General features: G+C 42.6%; 22 protein-coding genes. 19 read left to right on the forward strand and 3 right to left on the reverse strand.

What is annotated here, in order from left to right; all coding sequences use genetic code 11:
• The first annotated feature begins 108 nt into the window (after window positions 1–108).
• The 12 genes from AAEY78_RS02585 (at window position 109) to lpxC (ending at window position 15,569) form a co-directional block, all read left to right on the forward strand.
• On the forward strand, window positions 109–2,298 hold the full coding sequence (locus tag AAEY78_RS02585; RefSeq protein ID WP_352337064.1) for an Lnb N-terminal periplasmic domain-containing protein: 2,190 nt from the start codon (window positions 109–111) through the stop codon (window positions 2,296–2,298).
• Between the two features lie 54 nt (window positions 2,299–2,352).
• Complete coding sequence (locus AAEY78_RS02590; RefSeq protein ID WP_352337066.1) at window positions 2,353–3,204, forward strand: NAD-dependent epimerase/dehydratase family protein; 852 nt, start codon at window positions 2,353–2,355, stop codon at window positions 3,202–3,204.
• A 97-nt stretch (window positions 3,205–3,301) separates the two neighbouring features.
• Complete coding sequence (locus AAEY78_RS02595; protein ID WP_352337068.1) at window positions 3,302–4,300, forward strand: hypothetical protein; 999 nt, start codon at window positions 3,302–3,304, stop codon at window positions 4,298–4,300.
• A 48-nt stretch (window positions 4,301–4,348) separates the two neighbouring features.
• Entirely contained in the window at window positions 4,349–5,041 is a 693-nt protein-coding gene (gene pyrE / locus AAEY78_RS02600; protein ID WP_352337070.1) for an orotate phosphoribosyltransferase, read from the forward strand.
• Between the two features lie 86 nt (window positions 5,042–5,127).
• Window positions 5,128–6,120 (forward strand): glutathione synthase, encoded by a 993-nt coding sequence (gene gshB / locus AAEY78_RS02605; protein WP_352337072.1) that lies wholly within the window; start codon window positions 5,128–5,130, stop codon window positions 6,118–6,120.
• 276 nt (window positions 6,121–6,396) lie between these two features.
• Window positions 6,397–7,482, forward strand: a complete 1,086-nt coding sequence (gene murG / locus AAEY78_RS02610; protein ID WP_352337074.1) for an undecaprenyldiphospho-muramoylpentapeptide beta-N-acetylglucosaminyltransferase — start codon at window positions 6,397–6,399, stop codon at window positions 7,480–7,482.
• A gap of 104 nt (window positions 7,483–7,586) precedes the next feature.
• On the forward strand, window positions 7,587–9,059 hold the full coding sequence (gene murC / locus AAEY78_RS02615) for a UDP-N-acetylmuramate--L-alanine ligase (protein WP_502943618.1): 1,473 nt from the start codon (window positions 7,587–7,589) through the stop codon (window positions 9,057–9,059).
• A 56-nt stretch (window positions 9,060–9,115) separates the two neighbouring features.
• Entirely contained in the window at window positions 9,116–10,102 is a 987-nt protein-coding gene (locus AAEY78_RS02620; RefSeq protein WP_352337076.1) for a D-alanine--D-alanine ligase, read from the forward strand.
• A gap of 546 nt (window positions 10,103–10,648) precedes the next feature.
• Window positions 10,649–11,443: a cell division protein FtsQ/DivIB gene (locus tag AAEY78_RS02625; protein ID WP_352337078.1), complete on the forward strand. Its 795-nt coding sequence runs from the start codon at window positions 10,649–10,651 to the stop codon at window positions 11,441–11,443.
• Window positions 11,444–11,658: 215 nt separating this feature from the next.
• Complete coding sequence (gene ftsA / locus AAEY78_RS02630) at window positions 11,659–12,951, forward strand: cell division protein FtsA (RefSeq protein ID WP_352337080.1); 1,293 nt, start codon at window positions 11,659–11,661, stop codon at window positions 12,949–12,951.
• Window positions 12,952–13,132: 181 nt separating this feature from the next.
• Window positions 13,133–14,323 (forward strand): cell division protein FtsZ, encoded by a 1,191-nt coding sequence (gene ftsZ / locus AAEY78_RS02635; protein WP_352337082.1) that lies wholly within the window; start codon window positions 13,133–13,135, stop codon window positions 14,321–14,323.
• Window positions 14,324–14,651: 328 nt separating this feature from the next.
• Complete coding sequence (gene lpxC / locus AAEY78_RS02640; protein WP_352337084.1) at window positions 14,652–15,569, forward strand: UDP-3-O-acyl-N-acetylglucosamine deacetylase; 918 nt, start codon at window positions 14,652–14,654, stop codon at window positions 15,567–15,569.
• 287 nt (window positions 15,570–15,856) lie between these two features.
• Here lpxC and AAEY78_RS02645 read toward each other — a convergent pair whose 3' ends face one another.
• Window positions 15,857–16,372, reverse strand: a complete 516-nt coding sequence (locus tag AAEY78_RS02645) for a hypothetical protein (RefSeq protein WP_352337086.1) — start codon at window positions 16,370–16,372, stop codon at window positions 15,857–15,859.
• Window positions 16,373–16,552: 180 nt separating this feature from the next.
• On the opposite strand from AAEY78_RS02645, the gene AAEY78_RS02650 reads away from it, so the two are divergent.
• Window positions 16,553–17,266: a CHAP domain-containing protein gene (locus AAEY78_RS02650; protein WP_352337088.1), complete on the forward strand. Its 714-nt coding sequence runs from the start codon at window positions 16,553–16,555 to the stop codon at window positions 17,264–17,266.
• A gap of 165 nt (window positions 17,267–17,431) precedes the next feature.
• Here the strand turns inward: AAEY78_RS02650 and AAEY78_RS02655 are convergent, their stop codons facing one another.
• Together AAEY78_RS02655 and AAEY78_RS02660 are read right to left on the reverse strand one after the other, a co-directional pair.
• Entirely contained in the window at window positions 17,432–18,205 is a 774-nt protein-coding gene (locus tag AAEY78_RS02655) for a DOMON domain-containing protein (protein ID WP_352337090.1), read from the reverse strand.
• A 259-nt stretch (window positions 18,206–18,464) separates the two neighbouring features.
• Window positions 18,465–18,773, reverse strand: a complete 309-nt coding sequence (locus AAEY78_RS02660) for a YhbY family RNA-binding protein (protein WP_352337092.1) — start codon at window positions 18,771–18,773, stop codon at window positions 18,465–18,467.
• A gap of 490 nt (window positions 18,774–19,263) precedes the next feature.
• Here AAEY78_RS02660 and AAEY78_RS02665 point away from each other — a divergent pair, with 490 nt between their 5' ends.
• The 6 genes from AAEY78_RS02665 to AAEY78_RS02690 all read left to right on the forward strand — a co-directional run bounded on the left by AAEY78_RS02665 (window position 19,264) and on the right by AAEY78_RS02690 (window position 24,992).
• Window positions 19,264–19,896, forward strand: coding sequence for an RlmE family RNA methyltransferase (locus AAEY78_RS02665; RefSeq protein WP_352337094.1), 633 nt, complete (start codon window positions 19,264–19,266; stop codon window positions 19,894–19,896).
• A 358-nt stretch (window positions 19,897–20,254) separates the two neighbouring features.
• Window positions 20,255–22,150 (forward strand): ATP-dependent zinc metalloprotease FtsH, encoded by a 1,896-nt coding sequence (gene ftsH / locus AAEY78_RS02670; protein ID WP_352337096.1) that lies wholly within the window; start codon window positions 20,255–20,257, stop codon window positions 22,148–22,150.
• 151 nt (window positions 22,151–22,301) lie between these two features.
• A complete protein-coding gene (gene folP, locus AAEY78_RS02675) occupies window positions 22,302–23,207 on the forward strand; it encodes a dihydropteroate synthase (protein WP_352337098.1) in 906 nt (301 codons plus the stop codon).
• Between the two features lie 64 nt (window positions 23,208–23,271).
• The gene (locus AAEY78_RS02680; protein WP_502943621.1) at window positions 23,272–23,565 is read left to right on the forward strand and encodes an FAD assembly factor SdhE; all 294 of its coding nucleotides are present in this window, start codon (window positions 23,272–23,274) and stop codon (window positions 23,563–23,565) included.
• A gap of 24 nt (window positions 23,566–23,589) precedes the next feature.
• On the forward strand, window positions 23,590–24,048 hold the full coding sequence (locus tag AAEY78_RS02685) for a hypothetical protein (RefSeq protein ID WP_352337100.1): 459 nt from the start codon (window positions 23,590–23,592) through the stop codon (window positions 24,046–24,048).
• 212 nt (window positions 24,049–24,260) lie between these two features.
• Complete coding sequence (locus tag AAEY78_RS02690) at window positions 24,261–24,992, forward strand: YidB family protein (protein WP_352337102.1); 732 nt, start codon at window positions 24,261–24,263, stop codon at window positions 24,990–24,992.
• The last annotated feature ends 45 nt before the right edge of the window (window positions 24,993–25,037 follow it).

Raw genomic sequence — 25,037 nt, forward strand, 5'->3', positions numbered from 1 at the left:
GCCTATTCTGCCGATTAATCTTATTAACCGTATTAATTCAGTATTATTAAAATTGCTTATCACAAATCGCTCAACACATATAACTCATAAAATAAGAGGTGCTACGCTATGTCGAATATCCCCAGTGCTTTTGCCCATTGTCATGCGTTGCAACCCATCAGTCAGCGCTCCCGCTTACCACTGGTCATAGCAGGTCTGTTGTTCAGTGCGCAGTCGCAAGCTGTATTACCAACGCCTTTATCACTGGTTACTACTGGCGAACTAGCACCTACTAATGATGCTACTACCATTGTGACGCGTAGCATTGCCCGTAGCATAGATAATATTGGTGTAATAAATAATAATGACGCTGCTAATAAAGCCAGTAATAGCGCTGGCAAGCAAATGGCTAATACGACTTCGAATGCTAATGCTAATGCTAATGCTAATGCTGAGCAATTATTAAGCACGTGGCGGCAGCAAGTGCAAACGGACAATCTAGCCGAGCATACAACGTGGCGACGACTGCTGTATGTTGTTGACGATAAAAAAGGGTTGTTCGCTAAAAAAAATACGAAAAGTGAAGTTGATGATGCCGAGTTTTTCTTAACGCCAAATGGACAACAAGACGCCGCCGCTGAGCTGGATGCGCTACTGATAGCCATGGCGGAACAAGTAGCATTGCCTGCCAACAAAATACGTACCGTTGCAAATGATTCCGCACTTTGCCGCTTTCCTGCGCGCGTGCACTGGCTTGCTGAGACCTTAAATATTGACAAGGCTGCGCTGCAAGTCACGTGCCCAGAGTTCGATGATTGGATGGCAACGATAGCGCCAAAGCAGCTGTCCGTGATGTTTGCGCAAGAGTATTTGGACAATCCGATATCCGCTTTTGGTCATACGTTACTGCGCATTGACTCGGCAGCCAGTGCCAAAGACTTTACCCAAATTCACCATGCTTATGCGCTAAACGATACGGTTGATGGCGATAATAAGGACAATTTTGCCCTTTTTGCTATCAAAGCCATGAGTGGACGTTATGATAATTTGATTGAAATTGATCCATATCCCAAAAAACTAGCCGATTATCTCAAAGACGATGAGCGCGATACATGGACTTATCAGCTTAATTTGACGCCCGCAGAAGTTCAGCAAATCATGCGTCATGTTTGGGAAACCAAAAACTTATCGATACCATATTATTTTGCCACCGACAATTGCGCCTCTGAAATTCTGCGGCTGATTGACGTAATTCGCCCTAATAAACAGTTATTAAGTCAGTTGCCTTACGTGGTGATTCCCTCTGATGTGGTCAATTTGTTAAGTCGTGAAAGTCTATTAACCGATACCCGTTATACACCTGCGGATGGTACGTTAAGGCAAGCGCAACTTAATACCGCGAAGCAAAAGGCGCATCTGAGCAATCAGACTTTAACTAAAAATGAGGTAGATAATATCACCTCTGAAAAAAGCAATCTGGTGTCAAGTATGTTAAAGGATGGTCAAACTTTACTACCTTTGACCATCTCTGCCCCTGATAACAATCCGCTTGATCGTCATCCTATGCAGCGCGCTCATGTTGGCATTGGGCAGCGCGGTGATAATAGCTACATCGATATTGGTCTACGCGCAGGCTTGCACGATACGCTGGATCGCAGCTCAGGATTTGGTCAGTTTTTTAATTTAGAAGGCTTGGCGGCAACTTTACGTTTTTATGATAATGATGAAGATAGCAACGGCAATGCCCCAAAAAGCGCGGTGTTGCAAAATTTCACCTTAATCCGTGGGCGTTCCTTTAATCCAGTGAATTCTGCTAAAAAAGGCAAAACGTGGGGTGCAAGTATTGAAGCGACTCGGGTTAATGACGGCTCGCAACAAGATGGCAGCGACCATTTAGTGGGCAGTACTGCCTTTGAATATGGTAAATCGTGGGCATTTGGTGTACCGCGTACTGATACTTCAGGTTTGATAAGTGGTGAGATGCCGCCGCAGCTTTGTTATGCGTTTGGCACCGGAGCTGTGCAAGGTGGGCGCGGGCTGAATAAAGGTTATCGCGTTGGCGCTGGCGTGAATGCTGGCTGTCTGTATCAAATTAACAATCAGTTACGTGCGCAAACTGAATTGCAACTGCCGTATTGGTATCATGGCAGCAGTGATGATTCGAACGTCCGTGGTCATTATTGGCAGCCGATAACTACCCTTGGGCTGCATTATGATATTGATAAAAAGCAAGCACTGCGCCTTGACGCCAGTTATGAATGGCAGGATCGCATCAACGCCAATGACGATATTAAACTGGCGTATATGCGCTATTTTTAAGCAGGCTGGTTAATAAGCAGTACCTATTAAAATAATGATACATAAGGATAGCTCATGACGACGCAACAATGGCTGATTATTGGACAAGGTGATATTGGTTTGCCAGTGACCAATCAACTTGCGCAACATAGTTTTTTAGTTACTGGGCTGGCGCGAGGTGAACGCAGCCATTATGCTTTGGATGATAAAGCAAATTTTATTCAAGCGGACGCACTGACGTTGACGGCTGAGCAATTGCAAGGTTTTAGCCGTATTGCCGTTATTGTAACCCCTGACGAGCATTCGACCAGTGGCTATCACGCCAGCTATTTAGCAATTTGTCAGCATCTAGCTAGCCTTGCCGATACCTTACCTAATCTTGAGCGCATTATTTTCATCTCATCGTCAGGGGTATATGGGCAGAATAATGGTGAATGGATTGATGAACATACGGTTCCTATCATGCCTGAGCGCGGCGCATCGAAAATTATATTGCAAGCAGAACAAGCACTACAACAAGGCTTTGGAGAGAAGGCAATTATTATTCGTCCAAGCGGTATCTATGGACGCGCGCGTCTAATGCGCCTGCGAAAAGCTCAGGATAATCAGAAAGAACCGATTGCCGCCATGAGCTGGAGCAACCGCATTATGGACAGCGATTTGGTCACGATTATCGTAAAAATTTTGACAGTAGATATGCCAAAACCTATTTATATCGCCACCGATTATGCTCCGGTGACGATTTTCGAATTAACTAAGTGGCTCAGTCAACAAGTCGGTGCCACACTGCCGGAAGTGGATAATGATAAAACATCTGTTACGGGGAAACGGTTACATAGCAACATTCCGTTAGCTTGGCTCACTTATCCTGATTGGCAAGTTGGTTATCAAGATATTTTGCAGCATCAGTCGACAATATTGGAATGATATGTAAGTAATTATAAATACGCTCACTTATAGTATTTATCGTCCTGACTTTTACTTTTTATTAATCAATTACTACCATGCTGCTCTTGGAGACATTATGACTCAGCCTTTTACTTCTGATGACCGCTCATCTCAACAGCTACTAGAGCAGGGTATACATACAGAAGATAGCGTTGAGCAGTTGTCTTTACTGGCTAATAATACCCAACCTGCGATTGTGCATCCAAATTTTGATTCGCGCCAAACTGCACTTGACCCCGCGCGCCCGCTTAGCGATATTCCAGAACCTGCGCGGCGCGTCAATAGTCAGCTCAATCGTCTGTATGGTCGCTCGGCGCGTTTCCATAAGCCCCATACCGACAATCTATCAAAGTGGAAGCTGGTGGCGTCAGAATCGTTTGCCGACTATCTGGGCTTTCTTACGGCGGCACAACTGATTTCTATTCCGGACAGCTTTTATCACAATCATAGCGAGCAGCCTTTATTGAAGCCACTTGATACTATGACGCTACTTGATATGGCGGATATTGGGCAGGTTATTAACAAGTATCCGCAGTTAACGCGCTATGGTTTTATGGTCGATAACTTGGTTAGCAATAATGATAAAAATGACGACAATAAACTCAATGCAAATAAGAAACAGTATTCATTGCGCGCAATCATTAAACGCTATAATCCTGACGAACTATTAAATAGTGTGTATGCCGATGATTGGCAAGTGATATTGCAACCTGAGCAATTTGAATCGGGCGTTGGTAGTCTTGCCACCGATATTATGGCGTGTAGTGTGGCAGTACATGTGTTGAGCCAATGTGTCACCCGTAAAAGTATCAATCAGAGTTATAGCGCTGAGCAAATTTGTCAGTATGTGCGTAGCTATATACTGAGCCAAGTTTGTCGCACGCCAGCGTTACGCTATCAATATCGTCAAATCCGACTGTTTGCTGGACATATTATCGTGGCAGCGCAGCATTTAGGTTGGGAGTTACAGATAGCGGAAGATGGTCAGTGTTATTTTAATCTCTCCTCACGCTGTGGTCTGCTCACGCGCTATGCCAATATGCAAGATTATGCTATCAATGGTTGGTCAAGCTGACCAATAATGCGTACAATAATGCAAAAATTTTCCCTATAGGAATGCCTTATGCACACCCCATCATTTACCGCTCATGATTTTATTCAACTCGCCTTAGACAACCAAGTTTTAAAATTTGGTGAATTTGTGCTGAAATCCGGTCGAGTCAGTCCGTATTTTTTTAATGCAGGCTTATTAGCAACGGGCGAGATGCTGTCGTTATTGGCGCGTGGTTATGCCGATGCTTTAGCGGAGCAAATGCAGAACTCAGGAAGTAACAGTAAAGAGTTGGTTATCTTTGGTGCTGCGTATAAAGGTATTCCCTTTGTCGCGGCAACCGCACAAGCATTATGGCTGCATCATAGTATCAATGCTGAGTGGGGTTATAACCGTAAAGAAGTGAAAACTCATGGCGAAGGCGGTAATTTGGTTGGCGCTGATGTGAGCGGTAAAGCCGTTTGGATACTGGACGATGTCATTACCGCAGGTACGGCAATGCGAGAAGTCATTGAAATTTTAGAAACCGCAGGCGCAAGTGTTGCCGGTATTCTCGTGGCATTAGACCGTAAAGAAAAAGGACAAGGCGAGCTTTCTGCCATTCAAGAACTGGTTGCCAATTTACAAGTGCCGGTAAGTGCGCTGGTTAATATGGATGACTTAATCGGTTATTTAGCCGATGAACAAAGCGCCCATCAAGACGCCACCGAAATTGCAGACCAACTAGCAAAAATGCAACATTACCGCACTCAATATGGCGTATAAATCACCGATTGTTTTTGCTTTATTATTTATAACTACATTATTCGTAACCACGGTACGCAAAACCACCACCCTTAAGTGAGCCGATCATGAGTCAAGCTGCCCCGTTAGCGTCAGATAGCCATTCTGTAAATAGCCGTTCTTTAAACATACTGGTCATCATGGATCCTATTGAACGGATTAATTATAAAAAAGACACCAGTCTGGCGATGATGTGGTCAGCGCAAGACCGCGGGCATACGTTAGGCTATTGTCAAATTCATGATTTGTGGCTTGACCGTGGTCAATTAATGATTGATTCGCAAACGGTAACGGTCAAACGTGACCCTGATGATTTTTATACCTTAAGCGAAAAAGCCACTTGTCCAGTTACAGACTATGATGTGATTTTAATGCGTAAAGATCCGCCGTTTGATATGCGTTTTACTTATGCCACTCATTTATTAGACCATGCCAAAGCAGCAGGCGTGCTCGTCGTCAATGACCCAAAAGCGATACGCGACTGTAACGAAAAGCTGTTTGCCACTTGGTTTAGTGACTATATGAGCCCAACGATTGTCACTAGTAAACAGGTACATATCCGTAAGTTTATCGCTGAGCAGCAAGATGTGATTGTCAAACCGCTTGATGGTATGGGCGGTACGGGTATTTTCCGCCTGACAGCTGACAGTCACAATATTGGCGTCACGCTTGAGATGTTGACTGAGCTTGAAACCTTACCGATTATGGCGCAGCGCTATTTGCCTGAAATTAAAGAAGGCGATAAGCGCGTACTGATTGTTGATGGTGTGGTCATTGATTACTCGTTAGCGCGTATTCCAACCAAAGGCGAAACGCGTGGCAATTTAGCGGCAGGCGGAAGCGGGGTAGCCATGCCATTGACCGATATCGAACGCCAAGTGGCGCATGTTGTCGCACCCATTGTCAAAGAAAAGGGATTAATGTTTGTCGGACTTGATTTGATTGGCGGACGTATTACTGAAATCAATGTCACCAGTCCGACTTGCGTGCGCGAGATTGACGACCAATGCGGCACCGATATCGCCACTGACTTTATCAAAGCCGTAGAAGCAAAATTTTAATTTATTACTAAACTTGAGCGCTAAAAGCTTACTCAATATGCATCGATATCTCTTAAGCGCTCATGTTATAAAGCGCGGCTGAATTCGAAACACTAGGAATATAGCAAATCAAGAATTAGACGCTTAATTCGCTATAAAACGCTACATGTCGCGCCTTGATTTCCTCTATACTATGCGGGCTTTACGGCAGGGCTTTTTATTGGACAAATGGTTCAAGAATAAGCATGGTAAAGCCACTGATTACTCATTAAAAAAAGATAAGAAAGGCTAAGAGCAATGAAGACACCGCATATACTAATGATGGCTGCCGGCACAGGCGGGCATGTGTTTCCAGCGCTGGCAGTCAGCGAATTGCTGGCTGAGCGCGGCGCGGTGATTCATTGGCTTGGCACAGCAAATGGCATGGAAAATCGCTTGGTTGCGCCAACTGATTATGATTTCCATGCGATTGCCATGCAAGGCTTGCGTGGTAAAGGGGTAGGGCGTTTACTAAAAATGCCTGTGACTTTATTATCTGCAACGATGGCGGTTATCAAGATTATTCGCAGTAATAAAATTGATATGGTAGTGGGTTTTGGCGGTTATGTGTCGGCTCCTGGTGGTATCGCCGCGCGCATGACCGGCACCCCGCTAATTATTCATGAGCAAAATGCTATTGCTGGCATGAGCAATCGCTATTTAGCTAAAATCGCCACTAAAGTTTTGCAAGCTTTTGAAAATACTTTTGCCAATAGCGAATTTAATTCAAAGTTAGAAACGGTGGGCAATCCGGTTCGCAATGCCATCACCGGCGTGGCGGCTCCGGCTGAGCGTTATGATATTAATGATGACTCGCCACTACGATTATTGGTCGTTGGTGGCTCATTAGGCGCACAGGTGCTAAATAGTACACTGCCTAAGGCGCTTGCGCTGCTAGAGCGTCCGTTTGAGGTGCGTCATCAATGTGGGCGTGATAATGAGGCAGTGACACAAGCCGCTTATGATGCTGAGGATTTGAGCGCTCATCAAACCACCGTACAGCCTTTTATTACTGACATGGCAGCGGCGTATCAATGGGCAGATATTATTGTGTGCCGAGCTGGTGCATTAACCGTGACTGAGATTCAAAACGTCGGTATTGCTGCGATTTTCGTACCTTTGCCAAGTGCTGTCGATGACCATCAAACCGCGAATGCGCGTACTTTGACAGAGCATAACGCTGCTTTATTATTACCGCAATCTGAACTGACACCGAAGCGATTAAGCGATGAATTATCGGTGTTGAATCGCCAGATCTGCTTAGATATGGCACAAAAAGGTCATGCGCTTGCTAACCGCAGCGCCAGCCAGCAAGTTGCCGATATTATTTGGCACGCCTTGTAAGCCTGCTTCTTAATTAAGCACGCTTTATCTATTGTTTTAATAACCTTATATACCGAATTTTACTTTATTTTAATTCTATGATGCTTTGATAACGAGAAACCCTTATGTCCACAACCGCTCTTGCTAATGACACTACCGCCACCCTCAGTGATAAAGCATCGCCAACCCGTCTGATTGAAATACCAGAAATGCGCCGTATTCAGCATATACATTTCGTAGGTATTGGCGGCTCAGGTATGTGCGGTATTGCTGAAGTCATGAGCAATCAAGGCTATAAAGTCAGCGGTTCAGACATTGCTGAGAGTCCAGTAACTAAGCGCTTGCAAGAGATTGGGATTGAGATATTTATTGGTCACGACTCCAAAAACATCGCTAAGACAGACGTGGTTGTTGTTTCATCTGCCATTGACCGCAGCAACCCTGAAATCACAGCGGCACTAAAAGCGCGTTTACCAGTAGTCCGCCGTGCCGATATGCTCGGTGAATTGATGCGTTATCGTCATGGTATTGCTGTAGCAGGCGCTCATGGTAAAACGACGACTACCAGTTTATTGACCACCATGCTTGCTGAAGGCGACCTCGATCCGACCTATGTGATTGGCGGAAAACTGAATGCGTCTGGTAAAAATGCAGCGCTAGGTAGCAGCCGCTTTTTGGTTGCCGAAGCGGATGAGTCCGATGCCTCATTTTTGACTTTACATCCAATGGCTGCGATTGTCACCAATATTGACCAAGACCATATGGAAACATACGGCAATAGCTTTGATAAATTAAAAGCGGCTTACATTCAGTTCTTACAAAATATGCCGTTTTATGGCTTAGCCGTCGTATGCGGTGATGATGCTGAACTATATGCAATGATTGATGACATCGGACGTCCCGTATTGACCTTTGGGCTAGAGCCGTTTAACGATGTGCAAGCAGTTGATGTCGTCAGTGAAGGGACTAAAACGCATTTTACGGTATTGCGCCGTGATCACGAACCGCTTGCTTTGACTTTAAATATTCCCGGCATTCATAACGTGTATAATGCGCTGGCGGCTATCACTATGGCAACCGATGAAGGCGTTGATGATGAAGCCATCAAGCGCGCGCTACAGAAATTCGAAGGGGTAGGACGTCGTTTTGAGCAACATGAGCCGGTCGCGATTGATGATGGCAATGTGTTACTCATTGATGATTATGGTCATCATCCAAGAGAAGTTGATGCCACGATTAAAGCGGCGCGTCAAAGCTTTCCAGAGCGCCGTTTGGTCATGCTATTTCAGCCACACCGCTACAGTCGTACGCGCGATTGCTTTGATGACTTTGTCGAAGTGCTATCATCAGTTGATGAGCTATTATTATTGGATGTGTACTCAGCAGGAGAAAGCCCCATTGCTGGCGCTGATACCAAGTCATTAGCGCGCAGTATTCGCTTGCGTGGCACAGTTGAGCCGACGATTATTGATAAAAATAATATTGCTCCCGTTATGCAGCGTTTATTGCAAGCCAATGACATGCTATTGACTCAAGGCGCTGGTAATATTGGACAAATCGCTATTGAACTGGCGGCAAATCAACTTTATCTCAAGTAGCCCTTAAAACAGCTTTTAGAAAATAGATCTTAAGCACAATTTTAGGAATGACCCTGATGACGCAAAATCATAATAGCCAAGCAAATCAAGCAGTAGACAACCAGCAAAGCTCAAACCTTGCGCCTACTCATAAAGATGCCTCCGTATTCGGTAAAGTTGCTGTCGTCTATGGCGGTAATAGTAATGAGCGCGTTATTTCTTTAGATAGTGGCGCTGCCGTCTTAAAGGCGTTGCAAAGCCAAGGTGTTGACGCCACTCATTTTGACCCTCAGGATCAAGACATTACCGAGCTGCGCAATTTTGATCGCGTCTTTAACGTCTTGCACGGTCGTGGCGGCGAAGATGGCGTCTTGCAAGGCGTGCTTCAGTGGCTAAATATTCCACAAACTGGCTCTGGTGTATTGGCATCCGCGCTAGGTATGGATAAAGTACGTACCAAGCAATTGTGGCAAGGTTGCGGCTTATCTACTGCGCCGTTCTCGTTACTGACTGCGGATACCGATTGGCAGCAAGTGGTGAATACGTTAGGGCTACCATTAATTATTAAACCTGTGCACGAAGGCTCTAGTATTGGTATGACTAAGGTCAACCATCTAGATGAGCTGCCTGCTGCTTATGCCACTGCGGTAAAATGTGGCGACGTCGTCATGGCAGAGCGCTGGATTACCGGACGCGAATTTACCATTGTCATTATTGATGACGAGGCTTATCCGGTTATTCGCTTAGAGCCTGCTGACATTACTAATTTTTATGATTTTGAAGCAAAATATAATCGTAATGATACCTCTTACTATATTCCTTGCGGTCTAAGCGCTAGTGAAGAGACGCATTTGCAAGCGTTAAGCTTGGCGGCATTTCGTGCGGTTGATGCAAAAGGTTGGGGACGTATCGACGCCATGCAGGACACTGATGGTAATTTCTGGTTGCTTGAGATTAACACGGTACCAGGAATGACCAGCCATAGCTTAGTGCCAATGGCGGCTAAAGCACGCGGTATGGACTTTGAAGCATTATGTTGGCACATTTTGGCTCAGACTATATAGTCTATCGTTTAATAAAGTCTATAGTGTAATAGTTGTTTTCGACTTATTAGAAAGCAGTTTAAGATAAAATCGCGATATTGATACTATTCATGTATCTAAAGTTGTGCTGAACAATATCTTAATGTAAATTTGTGTAAATTCGCCTTATCCTTCTGGGCTGGAGCTATTGTTTAGCATAAAAATACGTTAATATTGCCTTTACAACTTTACTTGAATAATATCAAGTAATTTTATATTTATTTAAAAATATAAACGTCTGTTTTATCGATGAAACCGCGTTTATCGCCTATAAAGCCCGCGTCTATTATTTTGAATAAAGCCATATTTTAACGCTTGCATAATAGGTAGATAGTAATTTAATAGTAATATAGCGATATATCTAGCAACTGCATATATATTTAGTAGATAGAGATTGAATCTATAAATATTTATGATAATTATCCCTTGAAGGCGTTGCAAAATTCGTGCAGCTGTTGAGCTAAGGTTTTACCCGTTCAATAATTGCTCTTATAGTAGGTTAGGGTACACACAGGAACAAATGCACTGATGACTCAAACTGTCAAAGACGCCACTGATTTGATGAGTGAGACTATGAATCGTCAGAAGCCATTGCCACACTCAGCTAAGTACTTTTTTATGGCACTGGTAATAGTGTTGTTATTACTCATCCTACTGATGGGCGGTAAAGCGTTACGTGATGCGCCTCCCGCTGCTATTGAAGTCAGTCATCAAGGGTTGACGGCAATGCAACATCAGGCATTGCAACAGACCATGAATCAGCAGTCGATTAGCAGTTTTTTTACGACAGATTTACAGGCATTACGTGATATCGCTGTTGATTTATCTTGGGTCGATCAAATCAGCGTGACCCGTGACTGGCAACGTGGTATTGTGATTACGGCTCTGCCGAAGCAAGCGGTGGCTAACTTTGGTACAGAAAGAGTGGTTGATGCTAAGGGTGTGGTGTTTGTGCCGGTAGATAGTGACGAGCTGACCCGAGCTGACTTTGCTATGCTACAAGGTGAGATTGAGCAAGCGCCTGTTATTATGCAGCAAATGCAGCAAATTAATCAGTGGTACGCGCCATTAGATATGCAAGTTGAAGATATTATTTTATCGCCCAGAATGACGTGGTTGGTGCGTTTTAACAATGGCTTACGCGTGATTGTGGATAATGAAAATACCGCGCAAAAGCTATTGAGTTTAAGTCAATTGCTTGGTAACCAGCTAAGCAAGCGTCGCCCTGAGATGCAGACGATAGATTTACGATACAAGAATGGTTTTAGCATAGCTTGGCAGCCAACAACGACTGCCCCAACCGCAACAATAGCCCAACCGTAAGAAATTAATTGCTAGTAGTAGTTTTAATACCTAATTTTTGCATTGTCAGTCGGCTTGTTAATGATACTTGCTTGGTAAGGTTTTTAGTGATTAGAGATAGAATCAGTATTTATTTAAGTTTAGTATGAATAGCGTGCTCTTGTTTGACCTTATTTTTTAATGATTTAATGGAGACGTCATGCAGTCTCCTGTTTAACAATGATTTGTCTGGTACCATGAAAAATACTGAAAATCTGGTGGTTGTCCATTTAAGTGCTACGGCAGTCTATGCTGTGATTGGTAGTGTTGTGTCTGCAACGGACATTCGCATTATAGGTATCGGGCACGTAAAAAACAGTGACTTTTATCAAGGTCAAATAAAACATCGAGAACGCTTGCAAAGTGCAATCAAACAGGCAATTCAAGAAGCAGAAGATACCGCTAATTGCCGAGTTCATAGCGTTTGGCTGACTTTATCGACGCCAGAGTTGTTGAGTAAAAACAGTGCCGGCCACGCGCAAGTTGACGGTGAAGTAGTGCGTACTACGGATATGGTAGGCGCGTTATCTGATGCAAAAAGGCAGGACTTACCATCGAACTGTTATTTGATGCATTGCTGTCAACAAGGTATCTATATTGACGAGCAAGAGAGTATTGTTGACGATGCCATTGAGATGGTTGCTGACGATATTACTGTTATGTATCACATGATGATGCTGCCAGTTGTCACTCGTCAAAATCTGCAAAAGCTGCTGCAAAGTTGTGATGTAGGCGTCGACCACGTAGTCTTTGATGCAGTAACCAGCGCAGAATATAGTCTGCTAACAGAAGAGCGCCAACAAGGCGTGTGTTTGATAGATATTGGCGCTAGCACCACTAGTATTTGCGTTTATAAAGAAAATAAACTGATTTTTACGCATTGCGTGGCGACAGGCAGCCATGAAGTGACCATGGATATCTCCGCAGATTTTGCTATCTCCATGATAGAGGCTGAGAAGCTCAAAAAATTGCATGGTACTGTCGATGTGCAAAGTATTGACCCCAGTGCTTTTTTTATATTTAGACCCCAAGGGTCAAGTGATGAGATTAATGTGAGTGTGTACAAACTTGCGCAAACGATAGAAGCTCGTTATGTCAGTATATTTACGGAAGTCATGCGTCAATTGCATCAAGCAGGACTCATAGGCTATATCGATCGCGGTATTGTGTTAACTGGTGGGGGCAGCGCTATTAAAGGTATGGTACCTTTTGCTAAAAAATTGCTCAAAATGCCAGTCGTATTGACCAACAGTCATCCACATATTAGTGCCTATAATCATACGGATAATCCAGAAGCCTCAAAACAGCTCAATGCGCATCTTAATGACCGAGCTTATCATACTGCTTTTGGTACGTTACTATATAGTCAAAGCGAGCAGTTCCGGCATAGTGAACAAAGTGAAGTTGAAGCCGTAGAAAAATCGGGCTTCAGCACCGTTTTTCAAGGTGTTGGACAACGATTTAGTGGCCTATTTAAAAAAATATTGTAAGTATTTGATTTAAAAAGAAGTGTCATGGTTTATTATGATCCCTCTAAGGGTCGAGATAAATCATGCTTTTTTTACCCTATTTTATTTATATACATTTATATATAGTACGTCGATAGCACGCCATGCGAGTGCCTAATTATCTATCGACCCTTATGCTATCTGCAACTGGAGAATCTTTTCTATGTCAAAATACACCATGCCAGATGATAATAAACCTCAAACTAATGGTCAAGCACGCTTTATCGTGTTTGGGGTTGGTGGCGGCGGCGGTAACGCCGTTGAGCATATGGTGCAACAAGGCATTAAAGGGGTCACGTTTGTCTGTGCCAATACAGATAAGCAAGCCCTTGATCGCCTGACCGCACCGCATAAATTACAGCTCGGCGCTAAGAGCAATCGTGGTCTAGGCGCGGGTGCGAATCCGGAAGTAGGTCGTGAAGCGGCTGAGAGTGAAGAAGAAGCAATTCGTGCGTTACTTGAACACTCAGACATGGTGTTTATTACCGCAGGTATGGGCGGCGGCACAGGCACCGGTGCGGCACCGGTTGTCGCTCGTATTGCCAAAGAGATGGAAGTATTAACCGTTGCTGTGGTCACCACCCCTTTTAAATTTGAAGGCGGCAAACGTATTAAAGCGGCTAAAGCGGGTATTGAGCAACTGACCAACTTTGTAGACTCTATCATTACCATTCCGAATGATAAGTTGATGAGCGTTTACGGCAACTTATCAATGCAAGATGCGTTCAAAAAAGCGGATGATGTATTAATGCATGCGGTACAAGGTATTGCTGAAACCATCGCCCGTTCAGGTTTGGTTAATATTGACTTTAACGATATCCGTACAGCAATGACCGCTAAAGGTCATGCAATGATGGGTATTGGTCGCGCCAGTGGCGACGATCGTGCTCGTGAAGCTACTGAAAAAGCCATCAAATCGCCGTTGCTTGATGATCTGCGTTTAGAAAATGCGAAAGGTCTATTGGTTAACGTTATCTCTTCACAAAGCCTATCGCTTGACGAATTCAGCAAAATCAGTGAAATCGTTGAAGGGATTACTGATACTGATGATGCCAACATTTTCTACGGTTCAGTCGTCGACGAAGATATGGGCGATGAGTTACATGTTACGGTGATTGCAACAGGTCTAACCTTAGATGAGGACGCCGGTCAGCAACAACAGCAGCCAATTCCTTCGGTTACCAGTACTCAATCGGTTGATCCAAGTCAGCATACCAGTGCGCTAAACAGCCAGCAGCAGACAAAAACTCAATTGTATCAAGACAGTATGACGCGTGCGCCAGCTATGCAAGAGCAACCACAGACCAAAACTAACAGTATCCAAGATTATCTTAAGCGTCAGCAAAATAGATAAATATTGGGAGCTACTTTATTTGACTGCTTAGCTCATTGTGTTAATGAGATACTCTGTCAAGCACATCTTAAAAAAGCCAGCATGAATAATGCTGGCTTTTTTAGCAAAACTATATGGTAATAAGCTCAGAGCTCGATAAATATAACGTAATTTAACTGAATAATGTTGATTAATAAGATGTAAAACACCTTAAAAAAAGCTAATTAATAGTGTTAATAAGTGTCACTAAACATTGATATGAGTAAATTAGCATTTTTTAACTATAGCGAATAAGTAGTCGCAAATGGTACACTAGGATAATTGTAACAAGATATGTGAGGAAGTAGCCATGAATCAACGAACTATTAATCAAATAATATCTGTAACAGGTATTGGTTTACATAGTGGCGAACCTGTTAACTTAGAGTTTCATCCGCAGCCTGTTAACACCGGAATCGTGTTTGAGCGTTCTGACATTGTTGGTAGCACCCCTATTCCTGCCAGTGGATTTTTGGTACAAGATACCATGATGTCCTCTAATTTGGTTTTTGGCGGTACTCGTGTGGGTACAGTAGAGCATTTATTGAGCGCTATTGCTGGTTTAGGTGTCGATAATTTATTAGTTCGTGTTTCTGCTGCCGAAATACCGATTATGGATGGTAGTGCGGCGCCGTTTGTGAATCTTTTACTGCAAGCTGGATTGTGTGAACAAGACAGTGCCAAGAAATTTTTAAAGATCATCCGTCCTGTACGGGTTAAGGTCGATGACAAATGGGCAGAACTACGTCCATATGATGGTTTTGAGTTGAATTTTGAGATTGATTTTGATCATCCAGCATTTAATAAAGACTTGCAGCACGCTCAGCTTTGTTTTTCGACTGAGAACTTTATCGAGCAGTTGAGTGCAGCACGTACTTTTGGCTTTTTAACCGATATCGAAGCCTTACGCCGCAATAACTTAGCGTTAGGTGGTAGTATGGACAACGCCATTGTTATTGATGAAGCTAAGATTTTAAATGTTGAAGGCTTACGCTTTGCTGATGAGTTTGTCCGTCATAAAATACTTGACGCTTTAGGTGATTTATACTTAATTGGCTATCCATTATTGGGTCGTTTTAACGCCTATAAATCTGGTCATGCGCTAAATAATTTATTGGTTCGCGAGATTTTATCGGACCCAAATAATTTCGAAGTTGTAACTTTTGATGACAATGTAACTTGTCCAATAGAATATTTGCCAGCATTGCCACTAGCTATTGAAGGGTAAATACACGTCTATACACGATGTATCGCAACATTTACGTAAGATTACATTGGCCATAATGGGGCGATGCCAACTTCGCTTTTGCCCCTTAAGTATCCTCTTAATATAATATCTTGAAGGCTAGTGTTCACCAACTCTTCAACCGATAAAAAAACGTCTATTGCTTAAATCCGATATAGTGATGTAAGCGATAGACGTTTTTTTTGTGGGCAATATTCTAAAAAACACGCCTTTTTAGTCGAATTTTCAGTACTTAATTTACTTAACTTTACATTGTAACTTGACGCCTTTTAGTCTTCTAATAGTTGTAAAAGTGCTTTTTGCAGTTTTTTATCAACCGTGACATGCTTTGCAGCCTGTGATATAGTCCGCTTTGTATTTTGACTCAGCCCCTTATTTGTACTGGCTTTAACCTTGTCTGATAAGGGTGAGAGAGATGTTAGTGACTCCTTACTATAAGGAGATTTAGCAGGAATTTTTGCTATCACGACATGGATATGCTTGAGTTGTTTAAATGTAATAGACTGTTTGGTTAACACTTCAAGATAAGCATTTTGTAAATATCGGATATGATTGGCTGCGGTCATTGAGGTCACACTCAGAGAAAGTTGCTCTGGTGTTAGACCCACAACCCAGCAGCTATCAAGTATCTCTTCTGGTAAACAGTCTACTAATAATGTTTTTACTTCATGGGTAGCTTGCGTATAAAGACGCACGTTATCAGCCAAACTTCGCGGTAGAGCGCTACCAGAGAATGCTTGGTGATCGATAAGTTGAGCGAGCCGATTAGGCTGTTTTTTTAACATCGTAAGCCCTCATCTATTAGGTGATGTGACAGCGAATGATTGAAAATTTGCTTAACCAAAAAGCGCACACTGTGAATATCAAGATTTTATCATGTTTATTTGATTGTAATCTCTTCTAAATTAATTACTGCTTTGTCATGGATGATGAGCACACTTGCATTAACAATAGGTAGTAAATTTATGAAAAAGGCTTTATTAATTTTGTCAGTATTGGGCATGGGCGTAGCACAAACGAGTGGTGCTGCGGTAAATACCATCTCAAATAGCACGCTGACTTATAGCAGAGCAAATATCGCTAATTCCAATTCCTACGGTTCATCGCAAAACATCTATAGTACCAATAATGGTGGGGTGCATGTTTCTAATAATAGTGAAATCACCCGCGCTATTAGAGTATTAAAGCAAAAAGGCAGCGAGCTTGATACGTTATCGCGTCGCTTATATGCTGAAAAACAGCAGCAGTTTAAAGCAGTATTAGATCAAAATTCAGCGCCTGCTATTGCTGCTGCCCGTGCGTCACGCGTGGCACTGTCTAGAAGCTCTGGTTATTGTGCACGTTATGTTCGTAAAGCATTGCAGTCAGCGGGTTATGAATTTACACCAAACCCATCTGCTTATCAGTACGCTACTCGCGGTACGCTTGCTCAAGCTGGTTTCACTAAGATTAGCAATAATACACCTACCCAAGTTGGTGATGTCGTTGTATTTGATCGCAGCTCAAAGCATCCGCATGGTCATATTCAGATTTTTGATGGTTCACATTGGATATCTGACTTCCGTCAAAATAGCATCAGTCCATATAGTAATATCTATGGCTACAGCACTTGGCGTGATTCACAATATGTTGATGATGCATCAAACCGTGGTATCTATTTAGCAATGGCAGATAATTAATTAGTAGCAGCCAAATACTAAACCTATATTATTAAATGCTTTTTAACCCAGTAATGGCAGTCGTCTATTACTGGGTTTTTTAATTTTAAGGTGGTTTTAACGGGATGATTGACATAATACTAACCATACAACATTGTCATTTACTGAATGTTAAAGCACGACTGGCTAAATTTTGAACGGTGACCAATAAACGCGTTGATGAAAGTCGGGGGGCGAAGCATGAACCGATGCATAATATAATGGCGTCTGACCAAACTGTAGAATGACACAGGGATGTATCAGCTTGATAAATTTATTCTGTTCGTGCTGCGTATGGCTTTTACCTAATGATACTGATAATTGTGCTACTGGCACGCTAAAGCTGCGCTGATAGCAATAACGTGGCATAAATATGAGATGACTTAAATCGCAGCTATTAGTAGGCTTATAAGCTAAACAAGGGGTAACGGCGCGCACGAGTTTTGATATCGTTTTATTATTAAAACCATCTGAATTATTATGCCAATCAATGTACGCGCGTATTTCTTTATCTGCCTGTAACAAAGGCGACGGTGGCAATAATGCAGGATTCCGATAACTCTCAAACTGATACAGCGCATAATGACCATTTGGACTGGCATTAATTTCGATATAACCTGCTGTCTCATTATGCTCATCAAATCCATTAGCAATAAAACATTCCAGACAAGTCTGTTCCCATAAAAAATCAGTAAAGCTGACGTTGCTAGCCTGCCACTCTGCCCAATTTAATTGTGCGGCTAAATGGCTGTTAGACAATCGAATATGATATGTAAATGATAAGCACGGTATAGGCTGTTGAATGAAAGTGACATCAACAATTACTTGAATATCCTGTAGCTGTGTCGGCGTGACGCCTAGCTGCTCTGCATCGGCTTCTAATGTTTCTGTGGCTAAGCATAATTTAAAGGTCTGAACCATAAGACAACGCCGTAAAGAATAAAAATTGAATAAGAATAGATATGAATAATGAGAAGTTGCCAAAAACAGATAGAGTAACTAAAAAAAGCTAGAGCTTGTCTAGTAATCAATATTGAGACAATATAAAAGCCGCGAGCACTCATGCACTGCGGCTTTTATAGTTTGCACTGCTATTGATGAAATACGTTATTTCAACTTAATCATCAATTAATCTTATCAAGACACGTAACTAATATACATAAGACTAAAATACATAAGACTAAGCATGACGTGATAAATTCGATAGCTTTGGATTGGCATTAGGGTTTTTACGTAACAATAATGCCATACGTCCGATGGTATGAACCACTTGTGCTTTAGCATTTTTGGCAAGCGCAGTCGTCACCGCATCACGTTCATCTTTACTGCCTGCTGGCAGCTTTACTTTAATCAGTTCATGATCCGATAAGGCGCGGTCAATCTCTTCAGTAATGGCTGGGGTGACGCCGTTGTTGCCAATCATGACGACCGGCTTTAGCTCATGACCAATACCTTTTAGGCGTTTAAGCGTAGCGTTATCAAGTTCCATAAAATTCCTAAGCGTTGAGAAATAAAAATATAAAAGTCAGGGTCAAACAGGGTGCTTATACCAATCCACTTATCATTAGCCTATTTATCTTTTTAACCATTAAGATTAACGGCACTGTTATAGCCAGCTAAACTGCTCATTTCTGAAAAGTAATAGTATTGATATTAGCTATTGGTAAATAATAGGTAGAAAGGTCTTGATATAAAATCAGCGGGATTCTGCACGATTTTATGCCATGAAAATGTTAAACTGACTTTAATAGGACATTATAAACGCTACGGGCTGATAAATCTGTTAAATCATTCATACTATCGTCAATTTAGACCATTCTATCGTTAATTTAGCAGATCAGCTTGCAGTCACTTATGATGACCACATATATGAATCAACTACTGACGTTGATATAGGTTCAACCTATTACCAAACCTGTTATCCTTTGATTAACTCTTTGATACTCGAAATAATTTATCGTTAAGTAGGAGCATCTATTTTGGCCACGCGTATTAAAAATAAAAGTCTTTCAAAAAGTAGTAGTGCTTGGATGAAAGAGCATCTTGATGACTTTTATGTAAAGCAAGCTCAAAAAGAAGGCTATCGCGCGCGTGCTGCCTATAAGTTACTTGAAATTAATGAGAAGACCAAACTGATTACTAAAGGTATGACGGTAGTTGATTTGGGCAGTGCGCCCGGGAGTTGGTCACAGGTTGCCGGCACACTGGTTGGTGAAACAGGCATTTTAATTGCCTCTGACATTTTGCCGATGGATAGGTTAGAGAACGTAACCTTTATACAGGGCGACTTTCGTGAAGCTGACGTTTTCGATAGCATTATGGCAGAGGTTGGTGATCGGCAAGTAGATGTTGTTTTGTCTGACATGGCACCCAATACTTCTGGTAATAGCGCGGTAGATCAGCCACGGATGATGTATCTGTGCGAGCTTGCGGTAGATTTTGCTTTAGCAACCTTGCCTGTAGGCGGTGCTTTGATTATGAAGATGTTTCAAGGTGCGGGCGAACAAGAGTTGCGCAAGCAGATGCAAGAAAAGTTCAGCAAAATTCGTAGTATAAAGCCTGATGCCTCACGTGCACGTTCAAAAGAGATATTTTGGATTGCGATTAAATAATGTGTAAATCCGTAAAATCAATGCACCTGTGTGGCGAATTATGATGTGATAAGTTATGTCAGAAATAGCTACATTTGTTAACCGAATAAACCACTGTTCTGCTTGAATTTTGAAAGTTAAAACCACATATCGTGGTATATTAACTTTGTTTTCGGCACTTTTAACAATAAATTGTTTTGAGCAAAGTCGTTTAAGAGAGAAGCATTTATTGCAGTCATTATATGTTTTCAGATAAAACGAAGTTTCTAGAGTGATTTAGATACTTATCTAAAAATAGTTTGAATGGGCAGTAGATCATCACTTTGAAGACGTCACGTGTTTAGTAAACACACCAATAAGTAAGGGATGGGAATAACTAGTGAGCGACATGGTAAAAAATACCTTATTGTGGCTGGTGGTAATCGGCGTTTTAGTGCTGGTGTTTAGCGGCTTTGATAAATCATCTGAGCCGGATAACCTTAACTACTCTGAGTTTGTGACCGCAGTGTCAGAAAAGCAAGTAGCCAGTGTTGAGATTGACGGCGAGCAGATCACCGGTGAGAAAAAAAATGGCTCTGCCTTTGAGACTATTCGTCCTGCTGTAATGGACGATCAGTTAATGCCATTACTGCGTGAAAATAAAGTTGAAGTCCAAGGTACTGCGCCTAAACGTCAAAGTGTGCTTATGCAGCTATTGATTGCCAGCTTCCCAATCTTACTGATTATTGGTCTCTTTTTATTCTTTATGCGTAATATGCAGGGCGGCGCTGGCGGTAAAGGCGGCGGTCCGATGAGCTTTGGCAAGTCGAAAGCTAAAATGCTAACCGAAGATCAAATCAAAGTGAACTTTGATGATGTTGCTGGTTGTGAAGAAGCTAAAGAAGAAGTAGTAGAAGTCGTTGAGTTTTTGCGCTCACCAGATAGATTTACAAAATTGGGTGCCACTATTCCACGTGGTATCTTGATGGTAGGTCCGCCAGGTACGGGTAAAACGCTATTGGCAAAAGCCATTGCTGGTGAAGCTAAAGTGCCGTTCTTTTCAATCTCAGGTTCTGATTTTGTTGAGATGTTCGTTGGTGTCGGCGCTTCACGCGTACGTGATATGTTCGAGCAGGCAAAGAAAAGTGCCCCATGTATCATCTTTATTGACGAAATTGATGCGGTCGGTCGTCATCGTGGTTCCGGTATGGGTGGTGGTAATGATGAGCGCGAACAGACGCTTAACCAGTTACTGGTTGAGATGGACGGCTTTGAAGGTAATGAAGGCGTTATTGTCATTGCGGCAACCAACCGTGCTGACGTGCTTGATAAAGCATTACTACGTCCGGGTCGTTTTGACCGTCAGGTACAAGTAGGCTTGCCAGATATCAAAGGGCGTGAACAGATTTTAAAAGTGCATTTGAAGAAACTGCCTAATACGACCAGTGTTGATGCGCATTCATTAGCGCGTGGTACGCCAGGCTTTAGTGGTGCACAGCTTGCCAACCTTGTAAACGAGGCAGCATTATTCGCCGCTCGTCGTAACAAGCGTAGCGTTGATATGAATGATTTTGAAGACGCAAAAGACAAGCTATATATGGGTCCTGAGCGTAAATCTATGGTGATTCGTGAAGAAGAGCGCCGCGCCACTGCATATCATGAGTCCGGTCATGCTTTAGTAGCGGAGTTATTGCCGGGTACAGATCCTGTACATAAAGTGACTATTATGCCGCGTGGCTTTGCCCTTGGTGTTACTTGGCAGTTGCCTGAGCATGATCAGACCAGTCTGTATAAATCTAAAATGCTAAGCGATATTGCTATTTTATTTGGTGGTCGTATTGCCGAAGAAGTGTTTATCAATCAAATGTCAACTGGTGCATCAAATGACTTTGAGCGTGCAACTAAAATGGCACGTGCCATGGTCACTAAATACGGTATGTCAGATGCGCTTGGCATCATGGTCTATGAAGATGATGACAGCTCGCAAGGTTACTTTGGTGGGGGCAGCCGTACGATATCGGAAGCCACACAGCAAAAAGTTGATGAAGAAGTACGCCGAATGTTAGAAGAGCAATATGATATTGCTCGTGAATTGATTGAAGCCAATCATGATAAGATGCATGCAATGGTTGATGCCTTGATGAAGTGGGAAACGATTGATCGCGATCAGTTGCAGGATATCTTAGCGGGTGAAGCACCTCGTCCACCTAAAGTCTATCAGCACACGGAAGTGAACTTATCGAAGAGTGATATAAAAACGACGGGTTCAACACCGCCACCACTTCCAGCAATGTAGAGTGAGCAGTTATTGTCTTATATAAAAAGCCCTTTTTATAAAGGGCTTTTTTGTGCGCACTAATTTGATGCGCTATTTTAAATAGTTAGCAGGTTTACTGATATGATGGGCTGACTCAATTTTCTCTACTGCTTATTTTAATGGATTGATTATGTCATTGTTCCAGCCGTTACCCAGTTTCAACATCAGCAGCCGTGGTAAATGTTTAGATTTATCCCAGCCTCATATCATGGGTATTTTAAATGTGACCCCAGATTCTTTTTCTGATGGTGGTCAATTTAATAGCGTTGCTCACGCAGTTGCTCATTGTAAAGAGATGATTGCGGCAGGTGCTACTATTATTGACATTGGTGGTGAATCTACACGTCCGAATGCCGAAACGGTAGCAACTGATGATGAGCTGCAACGGGTCGTTCCTATTGTTAAGGCAATTCGCCAGCAGTGCGGTAATGAGATATGGTTATCTATTGATACCAGTAATCCGGATGTGATGCAGGCAGCTTTTCAAGAAGGGGCTGATATTTGGAATGATGTGCGCGCTTTAAGCCGGGAAGGTGCAGCGCTAATGGCTGCAAAACTTGATATTCCAGTAATGTTAATGCACATGCGCGGTGAGCCGACCACTATGAATAATCTGGCGCATTATACAGATGTCACTAAAGAGGTTAAGGCAGAGTTAACATCTAGGCTTGATGAAGTCATCAATCTTGGCGTTAAATCTAACAATATTATTATCGATCCAGGATTTGGTTTTGCTAAAGATTATGCGCATCATTGTGCGCTATTAACTGAGCTAAACTCGCTACAGAGTCTTGGTTATCCAATCATGTTTGGTATCTCGCGCAAACGGTTTTTAGCTGAAGTGTTGACAAAAAGTGGCGTACCAGCCGTTGCAGAAACGCAAGCTTTTGAGCGAGACTCAGCAGGAACGGCTGCCGGTCTTTTTGCGTTGCAGCAGGGTGCCAGTATTATCCGTACCCATAATGTTGCTATGATGCAACAAGCCGTCGCGCTATGGCAGCAATTGGTAGCATATGATGAAACCAAAACTATTTAATGATTTAATATCAATACTATTTTATATCCAATTTCAATTATAACCTCAAATAAAGGTCATTGTTATGAGCGTCATGCAATCAGATAATCAATTATCACCTGCACCAACGGATGAGCAGCGCCGTATTATTTACCAAGCCCGCCGTGGACTTAAGGAGTTGGATTTTTACATCGACCCTTATGTAAAAGAGCTATATTTAACGGCAACATTAGATGAACAAGAGACCTTTGCTCAGATGCTCACCCATGAAGATCCGGATTTATTAGATTATTTTACCAATCAGAGTCAGCCTGAAGATGAGGCAATTTGGGCGCTGGTCAATAAAATTAAAATATGGCGTCATTCTAAACCGCTGTAATCTTAATAAATAGTGATTGATAATATGACTGATAAACATTCCTTACGTATTGATACGGCGATAAAGCCGTCTAGCCATTTACGAACCGCATTGTATGCCAGCTTGATAGTTGTAATGGGGTTATTGGCTTGGCTTGCCGAGTTATCACTTGCTCAAAATGTCTTGCTGCTCATTGTAAGCGCAGGGTTTGCATGTTATTTAGCGTTAATTCGTCCTATACTGCTACATATTAGCCAGCCGCCGTTGCAGCACCGAGTAGATCAGCATTGGCAATTACTCATGCGTACCAGTCGTGACGATGCGCTATGGCAAGCGCATTTATCTAAGCTGCACCGCTATCCGCTGTGTATTCACTTTGAATTTAGTATTATCGAACCGTATCAACGCAGCTTATCGTTCACTGTGTTTCGTGATCAAGTGTCCGCTCGGGAGTGGCGACAGCTTAACATTTTAGCTACCGTTGTCCCAATCACTGCTCATTAACTTTTTTTACTAATTCCTTTTTATTTATGATTAAGCTTTTATTATCTAGAGCTATTTATCTAAACTTATTTATATTAGAAAATATAGCTGCTAACGAAGCCATACATCCTATAACAAAACACCTATCTAGACGCTGAGTAGGATTTGCTATATTGGTTGATGATTTATTTACAATTGATAAATAATAATTTGAATAATAAAAGGAGAATATTATGAGTTTATTAGGGAACTTAGTATCGCAAGTTGCTCGCAGCGCCATTGATCCAGAAGACCATCAGCGTAATCCTATTAATCAGCGTATCACCCCACGTCGCACGGGCGGTCTTGGCGACATTTTGGGCGGTGTGCTGACTGGCAGTCGCAATCAGCCACGAGATTATAATCCTCAGCAATATGATCGCCAGCAAGACAATCATTTTGGATTAGAAGATATATTGGGCGGATTGGTTGGCGGCAATAATCAAAGTCGCGGCAATAGCCGTGCTGGTAGTCAGTCTGGCGGCTTGGGCGACATTTTGGGTAGTGTGCTTGGCGGTCAACGTACGCGAGGCGGCTTTGGTGGTAAAGGTATGCTGGTGGCAGCACTTATGCCAATGGTACTGAGCTGGATACAGCGTAATGGTGGCTTGAGCGGGGCGCTCTCTAAAATAACGGGTATGGGCTATGAGAAACAAGCACAGTCTTGGATGAGTAATCATGAGCTTAATGATAATCTTGACCCCAATGATGTCAATCGCCTATTTGATGAAAATGAAATTCAGCAGGTTGCCGCGCATACTGGCGCTAATGATATGGAAGTGCGTCAAGGTCTAGCCGAGCTATTACCTGAAGTGATGAATCAGCTGACGCCACATGGCAATTTGGACAATGAGCCTGAAGCCAATGAAGAAATCGATCAAATTATTAGCCAGCTGACGAGCCGACTAAATGCTTTGAAAAAGTAAATATTCCTTCGTAACCTGTAATTTCTTAACAGATTATATTTCGAT

The sequence above is a fragment of the Psychrobacter sp. 16-MNA-CIBAN-0192 genome (assembly GCF_040309565.1).
Taxonomy (GTDB): domain Bacteria; phylum Pseudomonadota; class Gammaproteobacteria; order Pseudomonadales; family Moraxellaceae; genus Psychrobacter.

Excerpts from the sequence above, each read along its gene's own strand:
- AAEY78_RS02660 (WP_352337092.1), bottom strand. The coding sequence starts at position 18,773 with ATGGAACTTGATAACGCTACGCTTAAACGCCTAAAAGGTATTGGTCAT.
- pyrE (WP_352337070.1), top strand. The coding sequence starts at position 4,349 with ATGCACACCCCATCATTTACCGCTCATGATTTTATTCAACTCGCCTTA.
- folP (WP_352337098.1), top strand. The coding sequence starts at position 22,302 with ATGTCATTGTTCCAGCCGTTACCCAGTTTCAACATCAGCAGCCGTGGT.
- lpxC (WP_352337084.1), top strand. The coding sequence starts at position 14,652 with ATGAATCAACGAACTATTAATCAAATAATATCTGTAACAGGTATTGGT.
- AAEY78_RS02620 (WP_352337076.1), top strand. The coding sequence starts at position 9,116 with ATGACGCAAAATCATAATAGCCAAGCAAATCAAGCAGTAGACAACCAG.
- AAEY78_RS02590 (WP_352337066.1), top strand. The coding sequence starts at position 2,353 with ATGACGACGCAACAATGGCTGATTATTGGACAAGGTGATATTGGTTTG.
- AAEY78_RS02625 (WP_352337078.1), top strand. The coding sequence starts at position 10,649 with ATGACTCAAACTGTCAAAGACGCCACTGATTTGATGAGTGAGACTATG.
- ftsZ (WP_352337082.1), top strand. The coding sequence starts at position 13,133 with ATGTCAAAATACACCATGCCAGATGATAATAAACCTCAAACTAATGGT.
- AAEY78_RS02690 (WP_352337102.1), top strand. The coding sequence starts at position 24,261 with ATGAGTTTATTAGGGAACTTAGTATCGCAAGTTGCTCGCAGCGCCATT.
- AAEY78_RS02685 (WP_352337100.1), top strand. The coding sequence starts at position 23,590 with ATGACTGATAAACATTCCTTACGTATTGATACGGCGATAAAGCCGTCT.
- ftsA (WP_352337080.1), top strand. The coding sequence starts at position 11,659 with ATGAAAAATACTGAAAATCTGGTGGTTGTCCATTTAAGTGCTACGGCA.
- murC (WP_502943618.1), top strand. The coding sequence starts at position 7,587 with ATGTCCACAACCGCTCTTGCTAATGACACTACCGCCACCCTCAGTGAT.
- AAEY78_RS02650 (WP_352337088.1), top strand. The coding sequence starts at position 16,553 with ATGAAAAAGGCTTTATTAATTTTGTCAGTATTGGGCATGGGCGTAGCA.
- AAEY78_RS02655 (WP_352337090.1), bottom strand. The coding sequence starts at position 18,205 with ATGGTTCAGACCTTTAAATTATGCTTAGCCACAGAAACATTAGAAGCC.
- AAEY78_RS02595 (WP_352337068.1), top strand. The coding sequence starts at position 3,302 with ATGACTCAGCCTTTTACTTCTGATGACCGCTCATCTCAACAGCTACTA.
- AAEY78_RS02680 (WP_502943621.1), top strand. The coding sequence starts at position 23,272 with ATGAGCGTCATGCAATCAGATAATCAATTATCACCTGCACCAACGGAT.
- murG (WP_352337074.1), top strand. The coding sequence starts at position 6,397 with ATGAAGACACCGCATATACTAATGATGGCTGCCGGCACAGGCGGGCAT.
- AAEY78_RS02585 (WP_352337064.1), top strand. The coding sequence starts at position 109 with ATGTCGAATATCCCCAGTGCTTTTGCCCATTGTCATGCGTTGCAACCC.
- AAEY78_RS02645 (WP_352337086.1), bottom strand. The coding sequence starts at position 16,372 with ATGTTAAAAAAACAGCCTAATCGGCTCGCTCAACTTATCGATCACCAA.
- gshB (WP_352337072.1), top strand. The coding sequence starts at position 5,128 with ATGAGTCAAGCTGCCCCGTTAGCGTCAGATAGCCATTCTGTAAATAGC.